Source organism: Neorhizobium phenanthreniclasticum (genome assembly GCF_040066075.1).
GTDB lineage: Bacteria > Pseudomonadota > Alphaproteobacteria > Rhizobiales > Rhizobiaceae > Neorhizobium > Neorhizobium petrolearium.
Genome location: NZ_JBEAAL010000017.1, coordinates 1 through 14,222, shown reverse-complemented (window position 1 = coordinate 14,222; position 14,222 = coordinate 1). Strand labels below are relative to the sequence as shown.

The 14,222-nt window shown below is 61.2% G+C and carries 12 protein-coding genes; 8 read left to right on the top strand and 4 right to left on the bottom strand.

The features are described 5' to 3' along the window. Window positions 1–2: 2 nt before the first annotated feature. The 3 genes from ABK249_RS20200 to ABK249_RS20190 all read right to left on the bottom strand — a co-directional run bounded on the left by ABK249_RS20200 (window position 3) and on the right by ABK249_RS20190 (window position 5,225). Complete coding sequence (locus tag ABK249_RS20200) at window positions 3–908, bottom strand: LysR family transcriptional regulator (RefSeq protein ID WP_037146480.1); 906 nt, start codon at window positions 906–908, stop codon at window positions 3–5. A gap of 297 nt (window positions 909–1,205) precedes the next feature. Further along, complete coding sequence (locus tag ABK249_RS20195; RefSeq protein ID WP_037146478.1) at window positions 1,206–3,185, bottom strand: hydantoinase B/oxoprolinase family protein; 1,980 nt, start codon at window positions 3,183–3,185, stop codon at window positions 1,206–1,208. 3 nt (window positions 3,186–3,188) lie between these two features. Continuing rightward, window positions 3,189–5,225 (bottom strand): hydantoinase/oxoprolinase family protein, encoded by a 2,037-nt coding sequence (locus ABK249_RS20190; protein WP_348863737.1) that lies wholly within the window; start codon window positions 5,223–5,225, stop codon window positions 3,189–3,191. Between the two features lie 360 nt (window positions 5,226–5,585). Here ABK249_RS20190 and ABK249_RS20185 point away from each other — a divergent pair, with 360 nt between their 5' ends. After that, window positions 5,586–7,142, top strand: a complete 1,557-nt coding sequence (locus ABK249_RS20185; protein WP_348863735.1) for an ABC transporter substrate-binding protein — start codon at window positions 5,586–5,588, stop codon at window positions 7,140–7,142. Between the two features lie 44 nt (window positions 7,143–7,186). Here the strand turns inward: ABK249_RS20185 and ABK249_RS20180 are convergent, their stop codons facing one another. Continuing rightward, complete coding sequence (locus ABK249_RS20180) at window positions 7,187–8,128, bottom strand: LysR substrate-binding domain-containing protein (protein ID WP_348863834.1); 942 nt, start codon at window positions 8,126–8,128, stop codon at window positions 7,187–7,189. 91 nt (window positions 8,129–8,219) lie between these two features. Here ABK249_RS20180 and ABK249_RS20175 point away from each other — a divergent pair, with 91 nt between their 5' ends. The 7 genes from ABK249_RS20175 to ABK249_RS20145 all read left to right on the top strand — a co-directional run. Next, window positions 8,220–9,329, top strand: coding sequence for an NAD(P)/FAD-dependent oxidoreductase (locus ABK249_RS20175; RefSeq protein WP_081952702.1), 1,110 nt, complete (start codon window positions 8,220–8,222; stop codon window positions 9,327–9,329). After that, window positions 9,310–9,609 (top strand): (2Fe-2S)-binding protein, encoded by a 300-nt coding sequence (locus ABK249_RS20170; RefSeq protein ID WP_037146470.1) that lies wholly within the window; start codon window positions 9,310–9,312, stop codon window positions 9,607–9,609. The genes ABK249_RS20175 and ABK249_RS20170 overlap by 20 nt, the downstream gene beginning before the upstream one ends. After that, window positions 9,606–10,985: an FAD/NAD(P)-dependent oxidoreductase gene (locus ABK249_RS20165; protein ID WP_227703467.1), complete on the top strand. Its 1,380-nt coding sequence runs from the start codon at window positions 9,606–9,608 to the stop codon at window positions 10,983–10,985. Before ABK249_RS20170 ends, ABK249_RS20165 begins: the two co-directional genes overlap by 4 nt. After that, complete coding sequence (locus tag ABK249_RS20160) at window positions 10,982–12,103, top strand: NAD(P)/FAD-dependent oxidoreductase (RefSeq protein ID WP_348863734.1); 1,122 nt, start codon at window positions 10,982–10,984, stop codon at window positions 12,101–12,103. Before ABK249_RS20165 ends, ABK249_RS20160 begins: the two co-directional genes overlap by 4 nt. Next, window positions 12,100–13,041, top strand: a complete 942-nt coding sequence (locus tag ABK249_RS20155; protein ID WP_227703465.1) for an ABC transporter permease — start codon at window positions 12,100–12,102, stop codon at window positions 13,039–13,041. Before ABK249_RS20160 ends, ABK249_RS20155 begins: the two co-directional genes overlap by 4 nt. Continuing rightward, complete coding sequence (locus ABK249_RS20150; protein ID WP_227703464.1) at window positions 13,038–13,916, top strand: ABC transporter permease; 879 nt, start codon at window positions 13,038–13,040, stop codon at window positions 13,914–13,916. Before ABK249_RS20155 ends, ABK249_RS20150 begins: the two co-directional genes overlap by 4 nt. An 80-nt stretch (window positions 13,917–13,996) precedes the next feature. Next, window positions 13,997–14,222, top strand: a 226-nt coding sequence (locus tag ABK249_RS20145; protein WP_348863733.1) for an ATP-binding cassette domain-containing protein, incomplete at its 3' end; no start/stop codon positions are given.

The window sequence follows — 14,222 nt, the reverse complement described above, 5'->3', positions numbered from 1 at the left end:
ACTTACAGCCGACGGGAAATGAGTTCTGCGAATTCAACGAAGGGAAGGATCCCAGGGATCGGATTGTCCGCGCGCCAGGCAATTCCCGTGGAAATTTCCTCGCTCAAATCTTCCACACGGCGCAGAACGACTTCGCTATCGACAATGCTCTCGATCCATTCCGGAAGGAAGGTAATCCCCAGCCCGGCCGAAGCCATTGCCAGTGCTGCAGTGGTGCTGGAAACCTTGAAGCTTGAATCCGCTTCGATCCCCGCTTCGATGATCTGGTCATGTATGGCTCTGAAACTTGAAAGCTCGAAGCGCTTCAGCGTGAACACGTCCTGTCCGATGAAGTCCGAAAGTCGCAACGATGGCCTGCGCGCCAGCGGAGAATTCTTTGGGATGACCGCCACGAAGCGATCCGACATGAGCGGGCGGAAACGGATGAAGTTGGCGTTGGTCGGCGGGCGCATGATGCCGATATCATATTCTCCGCGCTCAAGGGCGCGCAGAATCTCCGATGAATCGAAAATCCTGACATCCAGGCGCGTTTTGGGAAAGCGGTTGCGAAAACGCCGCAATATCAATGGCAGAAGCCGATGCGCTGCAGGGCCGATCGCGCCAATCTTGAGTTGTTCGCCGCCAGGCGACATGCCGCCCGCGGCCAGCTTCGACAACAGAACCGCCTCTTCGAGCTTGATCAGCGCTTCGCGGGCAAGAGGCAGAAATGTTGCACCCGAGGGCGTCAGTTCCACGCTTCGGGTCGATCGGATGAAAAGTTGAACGCCAAAAATGGATTCAAGTTTGCGAATTTGCTGGCTGAGCGTCGGCTGGGTCATGTTCAGCCGGGTCGCCGCCCGGCCGAAATGCAGTTCTTCGGCCAGAATGATGAAACACTTCATGCTCCAAAGATCCAGCGACTGGCTCATGCGATACGATGCACCTCCATTTCGATCGAGACTGATTTTCTGACGCGGTTTATCGCGCTGGCGACACCCGGTCGATAATCACTCCAAAGCAAGCAGACCCGCTTTCTAAGCGGCTGTCAAAGTCGAATTTTTCCAGACTGGGCTTGAAAGGCATTGCGGTCCGGCGATTGCTGGTGAAAATCTTGGCCGGCGTCGAGGGCAATCTTCCTGCAATAATCAGCAAGCAGGAACGCGGGGCGCAACTGACCTCGCCCCGCAAGCGGGCGATCATCGAGGCGGAGAAAGGTGTCCTCGTGCTTATGAAGCCTTCATTTTGGTGCCGGAAAGACGTGCTGCTTCCGCTTCGACGACTTTCTGGAGGGTCTCGGGATCGACGGTCTCGCCGGCGGCCAACATGCGGCGATGGACGTTGCCCACGAGTTGGCTGCCAATACGTTGGTCATAGGACAGCGCCATGGACGCCAACTGCCGTCGAATTGCAAGGGGCCAGACCCGGTCCTGCCGCTCCCGTTCGGCGCAGAAAGTGAAATCCGCCTGCCGAGCCCTTATTCGCTTGCTTCTTTGCACGGCCGTTGCGGCTTCGTCGATACAACCGTTCTCATCCAACACAACGGCATAAGCTTCCGCCGCCCGCTCAGGCGAGAGCATGTCATTGTCGATTTCGCCCTGGATTGCGGCAAGGTCGCGTTCCAGAGGGTCGCCGAATCCGCCGCCCGTGGGGCTGGTGATCCGCACCACATCGCCTCGCGACATTTCCAGCACCGAAATTTTCCCGATCGAACGCTCGTCGGGACGACCGGGATTGACGATCGTCGTGCCAAGCAGTCCCTGTTCGCCACCCTTGAAGCCCCAGGGCGCGAAGACAAAGCGATTCATATTGCGCACCGTCATCACGGCGCGGTTGGCGGTGTTTTCAAGTTCCATTTCGAGAGCCGCGCCACTGGCAAAGCGGCCTGCACGGCGGCTGTCCGGAACAATCCGGGTTGCACGCATGATGATCGGCGTTTCGATCTCGACGATTTCGACGGGCACGGCGCGCTGCGAATAACGCACCTCGGTACCGTCGACGCCGTCACTCCCGCGACGGCCGCCACCACCACCATGAATGGTATTGATGACATTTACCCGATCGCGACCCGTCCGGGGATCGGGTGCCGAAACGACAATGACGCCCGCCATGCCCGCGCCCGCCGCCCCCAGACCTTCAGGCAGCGCCTGGTCGAGGCAGCCCATGATGATGTCGTAAGCGCGTGTTGCGGATGCTGCGCGAGAGCCGCCGGATGCCGGGAAGACCGCGTTCAGCACGCTGCCGCGGGGCGCGTGGGCATGGATCGCCCGCAAAATGCCGGAATTGCGCGGTGTCAGCGGGTCCATCGTCAGGATGAACGTGATGAGGCACTGAACCACGTAGGGATGGGTCGTTTTACCGGTTACCAGATTGTAGGCTGCCGATAGTTGCGGATCGGTACCGGTGAAGTCGACATCGATCTCGCCGTCGTGGACCGTCAGTGTCACGCTGAAATAGGCAAGCTGACCCTCGTGGATCCCTTCGAGATAATCGGAAAAGCTGTAAGTGCCGTTGGGAATGGTCCTGATGACCGCGCGAGCCTTGCCTTCCGCATATGTGATGACGTCGTTCATGCCTTCTTCGACCGCATCGCGGCCATAACGGTCGCACAGCTCGCCGATGCGCCTGTCCATGCTTTTCAGGCCGGAAATCATTGCCTGGATGTCGCCCCAGAGTTCGACGGGGATGCGGCTGTTGTCCTCGAAGATCGATTTGATCGCCTTGTTGAGCACGCCGCCTTCGTAGAGCTTCACCGGCCGGACCCTGAGGCCTTCCTGAAACACTTCCGTGAACGCGGGGGAAATGCTGCCCGGAACGGCACCGCCGATATCCGATGCATGCACGAATGACCAGCCGACGGCGATCAGCTTGCCATCGCGAAAGATCGGATAAAGAAGCGTAACGTCCATCAGATGGGTCACCAGGCCATCGGTTGCGAACGGATCGTTGGTGATGATGATGTCCCCCGGCTTTAAGTTTTCGCGCCCGATCGCGTTGAGTGTCGGTCGCAGGGGCGAACCGATGAAGACGTTCACGCCCGACATCATCGGATAGGCAAACATGTCTCCATCGGCAGTTGCGAGTGCGCATTGGTAGTCCTGAACAAGTTTCACGAAGGTGGTATGCGCGGTGCGATAGACGGCGGCTGATGCCTCCTCGACGATCGCATTGAAACGGTTGCTCATAATGGCTGTTCGGACGGCATCCATAGGTCAGCTCCGGCTCATGAATATTGCGCCATAGGCGCCGACGCGTGCGGTGAAATCAGGCGGCACGACGATTGTCGCTTCGGGCTGCTCGATGACGGCGGGTCCATGGACAGTGTCATTCAAGCTGAGGCGAGCTCTGTCATAGATGCTGACCTGCGGGAAAAACTGCCCCTGAAAACGCATCGGCCGCACGCCCTTCACCGGGTCGCCGCCGTCGGACATCGTCGGAGAAGCAGGCTCGGGGACGGACATGGCCCCCCTTACACGCATGCGCAGATCAACGAACTCGACCGCTGCCGTTCGATCGGCATGGCTGTAGATCCGCTCGTGCTCCCTGTGGAAGGCGTCATGCATCGCTGATAAGTCCTCGCTGTCGACGGCCGAGTTCGGCAGACGGACATCGACCTGGAAGGATTGCCCGACATACCGCATCTCCGCCCAGCATTCGTATGCCTCCGAGACGAGGCGTTCGGGTGGGGATTGTCGCGACAGCCATTCGGCGGCCTGCTCCCGCAGGGCTGCAAACTTCCTCGTGATGAGCGCGCCGTCGATGTCGAGCCCGTGCACGGTTTCCATTGCATCATGGCTGAGTTCAGAGACCAGACCGCCGAGAGCGCAGAAAACGGACGGCGTGGTCGGCACGAGGACGCGGCCGACACCGATTTCCGCCGCAAGGAGAGGGCCCTGGATCGCGCCGGCCCCACCATAAACCAGCAGGGTCAGTTCTTCCGGATCGACGCCCTGGCGCGCAAGATATGGCAGGACGCCAGCCACCATATTCGAACTGGCCACCGCGACGCACATTTCGGCGGCGTTGAGAATGTCGGTGCCTAAGGCTGCAGCGATTGGCGCCATGGCGTGTTCGGCTGCATCCCGGTTCAACTGCATGTCTCCGCCGAGCAGGGCTTGAGGCAGATAACCCGCGACCAGATAGGCATCGGTGAGGGTGGGGGCGCCGCCCCCGCGTCCGAAGCAGGCCGGACCTGGATAAGAACCGGCGCTTTGCGGCCCTATGCGCAAGACTCCGCCGTCAATCGTCGCGATCGATCCTCCGCCCGCCCCGATTGCCTCAATCCCGGTCACCGGCATGACGACAGGGAAGTCGCCGACTTCAGCGACCGTCGAAGTGAGGGCCTCTCCATCACGCACCAGCGAGATATCCGTGCTCGTGCCACCCATGTCCATGGTGAGGATGTTGCGCTCGCCGATAGAACGGCCAAGATATTGTACGGCGGTCACGCCGGACGCGGGACCTGAAAGAAGCGTGTGGACAGGGTAGTTGCGCGCTTCCGATGCTGCCATCGCGCCGCCGTTCGAACGAGTAACGAAGAGCTGCGAGCCAGGAAGTCTATCGGCGACATAATCTTCGACGGCACCGATATACTCATTCATGCGGCGCCGCACAAACGCGTTGAGCACGCTAACGATCGCGCGCTCATACTCGCCGATGCGCGGCCAGATTTCACTCGAAAGACTGACCTCCGCATCGGCGCCGACAGCCCGTCGGATAGCTCTCTCGACCGCTTTTTCGTGCTGCGGATTGGCATAGCTGTGGAGAAGCGCGACGGCATAACCGGCTGCACCGGCTTTGGCCGCCCGCCGGGCCAGGGTTTCCACCGCCGTCTCATCGATTGCCGTTTCGACCGCGCCGCCGCGCAGGAGCCTTTCCTCGACCTCGAACACCATCGCACGTTCGACCAGCGGCTTTGTGCGGTTTTCGAAAATATTAAGCGGGTTGCGCACGCCCATGCGCTGCAGTTCCAGAAGATCCCGGTAACCCTTGGTCACGAAGAATGCGATCTTCGGACCCTTTCGCTCGATCACGGCATTGGTGCTGACAGTCGTGCCATGCATCACCAACGCTGCCTCGCCCGCCTTCGGCGAGAGGCGCTCGAGAAGATTTTCAAATCCCTGCCGGAAGCCATTTTCGAAAGAAGGCGGTGTCGAGGGAACTTTCAGGCTGAAGATCTCGTGCCCACCCTCACGCCATCCACAGAAGTCGGTAAATGTGCCGCCTATGTCGACGCCAATCCTAAGCATAACGCGCGTCTCTCCGCATATTGAACCAGAAGACACATGGATGAAGCCGAGGCGGCTGTCGCCGTTTCGCCTTTCATGAATTTGTCTCCTCGTCGGGGTCAGATAAAAGTGTCGAGGAGGAGACTATGACGACGGTTCTTTGCGAGAGAAGTTGCGATTCCTGAACATTAATTGAAGATTCCAATTAATGCGGGCGTCGGCACGTGGGGCAATCGACAAAGGCCTTTCAGACGTTGCACCCCACGGCCTCGGCATGATGGGCGGCAGGGTATAACCTCTGGGAATGGATATCCCAAAATAGCGACTTTGACACTTATGGAGCCCTGTCCTTAACTCCTGTCAAACAACAAGGAGGCGAACGTGCAAAAAACTGGAAACAGACTGCTGGCAGCTCTTGCGGTGTCATTGATGGCTTCGATTGCCCTTCCACAGACAGGGCTTGCAGAAACGCTAAGAGTCGGAATCAATGCCGCCGACATCACGACGATGGATCCGACCCGGGCGACCGCCACCGCCGACGTGGCTCTTGTCTCCTGGATGTTCAACGGGCTGGTGCGCTTTCAGCCGGGCAGTGCAGATCCGTCGAAGATCGAGCCCGATCTGGCCGAGAGCTGGAGCAGTTCTGCGGACGGACTGGCTTGGACGTTCAAACTGAAGAAGGACGTCAAGTTTCACGGCGATTATGGCATTCTCACTGCAGAGGATGTGGTTTTCTCGCTGACCCGGGCCAAGGACCCGAAAACCTCTTCGTTTTCCAGCGATTTCGCCGCTGTCAAGTCGATCGAAGCTGTTGATCCCATGACAGTCCGCATCACTTTGAACGAACCGGTTCCAGGATTTCTTGGCCTCATCGCCAATTATCACGGCGGCAATATCATCAGCAAGAAAGCTGCGGAAAAGCTGGGAGCCGATTTCAAGAGCCACCCGATTGGCACCGGTCCATTCATGTTCGACCGCGCAATCACGCAGCAGACGGTGCATCTGAAAGCCTTTCCGGAATATTTCCGAGGCGCGCCAAAGATTAGCGACATCCAGTTCGATCTGATCCCGTCCGATTCCAGCCGTGAGCTTGCCTTCCGTTCCGGCGAGCTGGATCTGATCTACGGCAAGCGCGAACAGCGCTGGGTCGATCAGGCCAAGGCTTGGGACGATGCCGTCGTCGATATCTTTGCCCCCGGTGAATACCGGACGATCTTCCTGAACATGGCACATCCGCCGCTCGAAAAGATCAAGGTCCGGGAAGCAATTGCCCATGCGATCAACGTCGACCAGATCGTGCAGTTCGTGGGGGCAGGAGTAGGACCGCGTGGCTGTTCGGTGGTGCCGACGGGTTATCTGGGTGAAGATTGTTCCTGGGCCTACAAGTATGATCCGGCTCTGTCCAGCAAGCTGCTCGAAGAGGCTGGGTTCGCAAAGGGATTGCAGCTCTCCGCCGTCGTTTCGTCGAGTTCGTCACAGCAGCCGATCATGGAGGTCATCCAGGCGCAATTGGCGGAAGTCGGCATCGACATGCAGATGAAGGTCGTCGACCATCCCACTTATCAGGAACAGGTGCGAAAGGATCTCAGCGATGTCGTCTTTTATGGTGCTGCGCGCTATCCGGTGGCAGACAGCTATCTGAGCCAGTTCTATCATTCGGATGCGGCAATCGGAAAACCGACGGCGGTCACAAACTTCGCTCATTGCGATGCGGCTGATGCCGAAATTTCCGCGGCTCGGAAGGCGGTGAGCGACGAGGAGCGGTTGAAGCTCTGGTCTGCTGCACAAAAGAAAATACACGAACAGGTCTGCGGCGTGCCGCTGTTCAGCCTGATGCAGGTCTGGGTGCGCAGCAAGGCAGTCGACTACGGATATGAACTGAAGGGCTCGCTCAATCTTGCGCCACCCATTACCGAACAGACGACACTGAAGCGTTAGCGCGCTCCTGATCCCCGACGCTCCCCGAAACCCGCGACCATCCCCTAATCCAAATGGGGATGGTCGCGGTCGAGGTTGAAGCCCTCGGGCGACATCCTCGACTTTGAAGCCGCCGCATGCACTTCTTCGACGAAGTCGGCGACGAGCTTGCTGTTGCGGGCTCGTATCGGCCGGATGATCTGGTTGTCGATGTTGGGGGTTGGCCGAAACGGCCGAACGGTGACCCGGCCTGCGGCGACCTCCATTGTCAATGGATCGGCGACAGTCACTCCAAGGCCCGCCGCAACGAATTCCGCTATGTTCGGCGCCGTTGACGCCTCGATGACGATCTTGGGTCGCAGCCCTTCAGCCTCGAAGACGGCATCGACCTTCCGACGTGTCAGGCCCGATGGCGCGAAGGCGATGAATGGCTCTTCGGCGAGATCCCTTGGACTGAGCGTCTTTTTTTCGCAAAGACGATGACCGTGCGGCAGCACCACCACCGCCGGAGGGCTTTTTAGCGTTTCCACCTGGATAGAACTGTGTTCAAGGCCGCTGATAACCAGCGCCGCGTCCAGACGGCGCAGTAGAACGGCTTCCGTCAAGAACTGCGAGCTACGTGCTTCCACCGACACGAAAACATCGGGATGACGCGCACGAAACCCCACCAGAACCCGGCTCATGAATGGTCCGGACAATGCGGGCAGCGTGCCCACGACCAACTGGCCGTGCTCTTCCCGGCGAATAGCATCCACAGCGCGCGCCAACTGATGAACGCCGCCGAAAATGCGCTCGACCTCTTCGTAGAGCCGCATTCCGCGGCCGGTCGGGACCAGACGGCCACTTTCCCGTTCAAAAAGCTGCAGGTCCGTATCCGCCTCCAGATCCTGGATGAGCTTGCTCGCGGCCGGCTGCGATATTCGCAGGATCTCGGCCGCACGGCTGACCGTGCCGGCTTCGATCACCGCCATCAAGGCTTCGAGCTGCCTCAGGCTGGGGTTTCTCATGGTATAACCTGCATGAATAGTGACACAAAGTATTCGACTTTGACTTTCTACCGGCACTTGGCGACCATGACAAGAACTGAGGGAGATCGAATTGGACGCGGACGTCATCATCATCGGCGCAGGAGTGGTCGGCGCGGCACTTGCCTATGGCATTGCCCGGAAGGGGCACAAGGTCCTGGTACTGGATGGGAAGGATCGGGACCTGCGCGCAGCCCGCGCAAACTTCGGCCTCGTCTGGGTTCAGGGCAAAGGTTCCGATACGCCGGCATACACGGATCTTACGCTGCAAAGTTCCGATCTGTGGCCGACCTTCGGGGAGGAACTGGCCGAAGCGGCCGGATCGCGCGTTGATTATTCCCGCCGGGGAGGGCTGGCGTTCTGTCTGAGCGAAGCCGACTACAAGGCTCGCACGGCTCTCATAGAGCGGACGCACAACCGGCAGACGGAAGCCTACACCGAAATGCTCGAGCGGCCTGCGCTCGAGCGAATGTTGCCGGCCGTTACCCTGGGCAATGCCGTCGTGGGCGCAAGCTACTGCAAACTGGACGGCCATACCAACCCGCTGCAGCTCTACGCGGCTTTGCTGGGTGCTGTCTCGGCACTCGGTGGTCAGGTCAGGTTCCGTAATCCCGTCACCGCGATCAAACCCATATCGGGCGGTTTTCAGGTCGATACCCCGCAAGGCAACATCCGGGCTCGGCGCGTCATCGTTGCGGCAGGCCTGGCCACACCCGGCCTCACCGACCCTCTCGGCCTCGTCGTGCCGCTGCATGCCGAACGCGGGCAGATTCTCGTGACCGAGCGCCTGGCACCCATGCTGCCGCTTCCGGCAAGCGGGCTCCGGCAGACCGCGGAAGGTACCGTGATGATCGGTACGACGAACGAGAAGGCGTTCGATACGGGTGTGACGATGCAGTCGGCCATCAAGCTTGCGCGGCGGGCGCAACGTATCATCCCGGCGCTCGGGTCTGTCCGGCTCGTGCGCCAGTGGAGCGGATTGCGGGTACTTTCGCCTGACAAGGCACCGATCTATGCCGAGTCGACCCGCCATGCCGGCCTTTTTGCGGCGGTTTGCCATTCCGGCGTGACGCTTGCGGCGGCGCATGCGGCGATCGTCGGACCTGCCATGGCCGAAGGGCGGTTGCCGCAGAACCTTGCGGCCTTTTCCAATGGAAGATTCAATGTTCAGAAGTGTGCTTGAGGGGTCGGCGGCAGCGCCGGATATGATGGTCGTGGTGAATGGAGTCGAAACACCCGCCTGGAATGGCGAAACGGTCGCCAGCGTATTGCTGCGCGTTCCCAATGCAGGCCGGATATCGCCGGTAAGCGGCAAGCCCCGGCTTCCCTATTGCCAGATGGGGGTGTGCTTCGACTGTCTGGCCGTCGTCGACGGCATCGCCTCCACGCAGGGGTGCCTGGTTCCGGTGAAGCCGGGAATGCGCATTGATATCCAGCGTGGCCCCAGGGAGATTGCCCGATGACCTATGATGTCCTGATCGTCGGCGCCGGGCCGGCCGGCATGTCCGCTGCAGTGCAGTTGAGCAGAGACGGCCTGGCGGTCGCGGTCGTTGATGAACAGCCGGCGCCCGGCGGCCAGATCTGGCGAGGGGTCGAAAGAAATATGTCCGGTCCGTTCTTCCGGGCTCTCGGAGAGGATTACCGCAAAGGCCTCGCGCTCGTTGAGGCGTTCCGGGCATCGGAAGCCGAATACATGCCCGAGACCCAGGTATGGCAGATCGAGGAGGGTTGGAGCGTATTCCTGACGTCTGGCGGCCGCGCGCGCCGCGTTTCCGCGCGAATTGTCCTGCTTGCGACGGGGGCCCAGGAGCGGCCTGTGCCTTTCCCTGGCTGGACCCTGCCTGGAGTGATGACGGTTGGTGCCGCCCAGATCCTCTTGAAATCCGGTGGGATGCTGCCTGAGGGCCGCGTCTGGATTGCGGGGGCGGGACCCTTGCCACTGCTCTACGCCACCCAGGCCCTTGACCTGGGGGGACGGCTTGCTGGTTATCTCGACACGGCCGGCCGGCCGGGTCTGGCCGCGCTGCAAAAACTGCCCGGAGCCTGGCGCGACCTGGCGGGACTTGCGAAGGGCGCGGGCTGGCTTCGCACGCTTCGCCGCAAGGTCGATATCGTCCGAGACGGCAAGGATCTGCGCGCCGAAGGCGAGGGGCGCCTCGAACATATCGAGTGGAGCAGGCACGGCAAGCGCGAGCGGGTGAAAGCCGACGTGCTGCTTGTCCACGAAGGTGTCGTGCCGCGTATTCATGAGACGCTGTCCCTCGGCTGCGCCCACGATTGGAGAGCTGGTCAGGGGTATTTCGCACCGAGGCTGGACTGCTGGGGAGAGACCAGCCGATCGGGATTGTTCGTTGCCGGCGATGCAGGCGGGATTGGCGGCTGGTCGGCCGCGATGGTGTCCGGTGAAATCGCCGCGCTTGGAATTGCGGCGCGTCTTGGCAAAGGCGGCGATGTGGAAGAGCGCCGTCGTCAGGCCCTGCTCGATGACCGACGTGCCCGTGCGCTTGCCTTGCGGCCGCTTCTCGATGCCCTTTACCCTCCGCCTCGAAAAAGGCTTCCGGACGAAACCATCGTATGCCGCTGCGAGGAAGTGACGGCGGGGACGATCCGGGCGGTCACCCGCGCCAGCGTGCCCGATCCGAACGCGGTGAAGGCCGCGACGCGATGCGGGATGGGACCCTGCCAGGGGCGGCAGTGCGGCTATACGGTTCAAGCACTTCTGGCGGAGGTCCACGGCGTACCGGCAGGCGAGGTGGCATTCTTCAACATCCGCCCGCCGCTCAAGCCGATCACGCTTGCAGAGATCGCCTCCCTCGAGGATATGGAGACGGCCGGATGAATGCCGATATCCTCGTGATCGGCGGCGGTTTGCACGGCCTCTCGGCTGCATTGCAGTCGGCCAGGCGAGGGGCTTCGGTCACCCTGGTTGAACGGCATTTTCTCGGTCGACATGCCTCGGGCGCCACGGCGGCCGGTGTGCGTACTCTTGGGCGGCATCCCGCCGAGCTGCCGTTGAGCCTGGAAGCGGCGGGAGACTGGCTCCGGATGAGCGAACTGGTGGGCGACGATTGCGGCTTTGTCGCCTGCGGCCAGCTGCAGGTCGCCGAGGATGAGGCGGCGCTCTCGGCGGTGAAAGCGCGCGTCGAGCGGCTGCAGGCAAAAGGTTTCACCCACGAGCGCATGGTCGAACCTGATGAATTGCGGACGCTGGTGCCGGACCTTTCCGCGCATTGTCTGGGCGGAGCCTGGGCAATCGCAGACGGCTCGGCCGATCCGCACCGAACGATCCGCGCTTTCCGTGATGCCGCTTTGGCGGCCGGGGTGCGCATGACGGAGCAATGCAAGGTCACCGCTTTGACGCGGCGTTCGGACTTTTGGCGGGCGGAAACCTCTCAGGGTTCGATCGAGGCGAAGGTGGTCGTCAACGCGGGCGGCGCATGGGCCGCGGAGGTCGCCGCACTGGCGGGCGACCCGTTGCATCATGCAATCCGCACGTCGATGATGGTCGTGACGGAGCGCACGGTGGCACGTATCGGGCCGGTCGTCAGTTCCTTAGGGCGGAAATTGTCCTTCAAGCAGACTGCGCAGGGCACGCTTCTGATCGGCGGTGGCTCGCAAGGCAAGCTCGCTGCCGACAGGCAGTCCGCGACAGTCGATGTCGTAGCGCTGGCAAGCTCGGTCAAGGCGGCCGTCCGTCTTTTCCCCACGGTTGGTGGGCTGCGCATCGTGCGGACATGGGCGGGCATGGAGGCGATGACCGAGGACCATCTGCCCGTGATCGGCTTTTCCCGCAGGGTCGAGGGCCTCGTCCACGCCTTCGGGTTTTCCGGCCATGGTTTCCAGTTGGTTCCGTCGGTCGGCCGCGTCCTGGCCGATCTCGTCTGCGAGGGCCGCACGAAACACGATCTTGCTGCTTTTGACACAAACCGCGTCGCCGCAGAAAGGGCTGCCGCATGATGCACTATGCCATCCGAAGACTTCTTCTCGCGATACCGATCTTGATTGCCATGCTGACTATGGTCTTCATCCTGGTCCGCCTGGTACCGGGTGACGCGGCGGTCGCCATGCTTGGCGACCGGGCGAGTGACGAGGCCTTGCGGGCGCTGCGCGCGGAACTCGGCCTCGATCAGCCGATCGCCATGCAGTATCTGCGCTTCATCACCGACATGCTAAGCGGCAATTTCGGACGCTCTTCCGTTAGCGGACGAAGTGTCCTGGAAGAGGTGGCGCTGGTGCTGCCCTATACCCTCGAACTGGCCTTTGCCGCTGTTGTGATCGGCACGCTCTTCGGGATTCCTCTGGGCATAGTCGCTGCATGTTGGCGCAATCAGTGGCCGGATTATACCAGTCGGCTTCTGTCCCTGCTTGGGCTGTCGTTCCCCGGATTTGTTTCAGCGATCCTGATGCTCCTGGCTTTTGCCGTCTGGTTGCAATGGCTGCCGGTGATGAGCCGCGCCACGACCGACCCGATCAATCATTTGCGCAATCTCGTCCTGCCCGCCCTCAATCTCGGATTGATCATGACCGCCTATATCGCGCGCGTCACACGCTCCTCGATGCTGGACGTGATGGGCGAGGACTATATCCGCACCGCCCGCGCCAAGGGTGTGCGTCCATCGAGGCTGATCCTGCGGCATGCGCTCGGCAACGCGCTGATCCCGATCGTGACTGTCGTCGGCCTGTATTTCGGCACCCTCATCGGCAACTCCGTTCTTACCGAGATCGTGTTTACGCGGCCTGGGCTGGGGAAACTTATCCTCGGCGCGCTGCAGTCGCGCGACTACACGATGCTACAGGGGCTGATGGTGGTGTTCGCGACCTTCGTGATCCTCGTCAACACGGTCACGGACCTCGTCTACGCCCTTGTCGATCCCAGAGTGAGCTACGCAAAATGACGGACGCGACTTTTTCCCTGACCACGGCGGAACGGCAGGCAAATCCCATTCTTATGGCACTGCGCCGCAACCGGTTTTCCTGGATCGGTATCGGGCTGCTGGCTCTCATCCTGCTGGCCGCCCTCCTGGCGCCGGCCATCGCGCCCGACGATCCGCTGAAGCAGAACATATTGCACCGGCTAAGCCCGCCTTCCGCCGAATTCTGGTTGGGCACGGACAGCTATGGTCGCGACGTGCTCTCGCGGCTTCTTCATGGGGCGCGGATATCGCTTTCGGTCGGCTTCCTTTCCGTCCTGATCGCCATGGTCGTGGGCTCCGCTCTGGGGATCGTGGCGGGCTATATCGGCGGCGTTTTCGATCAGCTGGTGATGGGGCTGGTGGACGTGATGCTGTCGTTTCCGACGCTGCTGCTCGGCTTGATGGTCGCGGCAATGCTGGGCGCGAGTTTCGAAAACCTGGTGATTGCCATCGCCATCACGGAGACGGCTCCCTTCGTGCGCGTGGCGAGAGCTCCGACAATCGCGGTGAAGCGACGAGAATTCATCGAGGCGGGCAAGTCCATGGGGTTTTCGCCGCTGCGCATTATGGGCGTCCATATCCTCCCCAACATCCTGTCGGACATCGTCGTCGTCGCGTCGCTGTGGATGGCTTCGGCGATCCGTACCGAGGCTTCGCTCGCCTTCGTCGGCCTCGGCGTGCCTCCGCCGGCCGCGACCTGGGGCGGCATGATCCGCGAAGGTTTCGACAATATCCTGAGCGCATGGTGGCTGGTCGTCTTCCCATCGCTTGCCATTCTCTTGACCGTGCTCGCATTGAACATTCTTGGAGATGCCTTGCGTGACGCGATCGATCCGAAGACGAGGAGCGGGCGATGACAGTTGTTCAAGACAATAGGCATCTGCCAGCAATTCCTCTGCGGGCGGTTCATGGTAACCCGGTGCTTTCTGGCACTGCAATGGAACAGACTGGTAGTTCGGTGCCACCGGTGCTGTCGGTGAAGAACCTTTCCACGTCGTTTCGTGTGAACGATGAATGGCGCACGGTGGTGCACAATATTTCCTTTGACGTGGCGCCGCGCGAGACGGTGGCGATCGTCGGGGAGAGCGGCTCCGGCAAGAGCGTCACCTCGCTGTCGATCATGCGGCTCCTGCCGAAGAATTCCAGCCGTCTCGAAGGCGAGG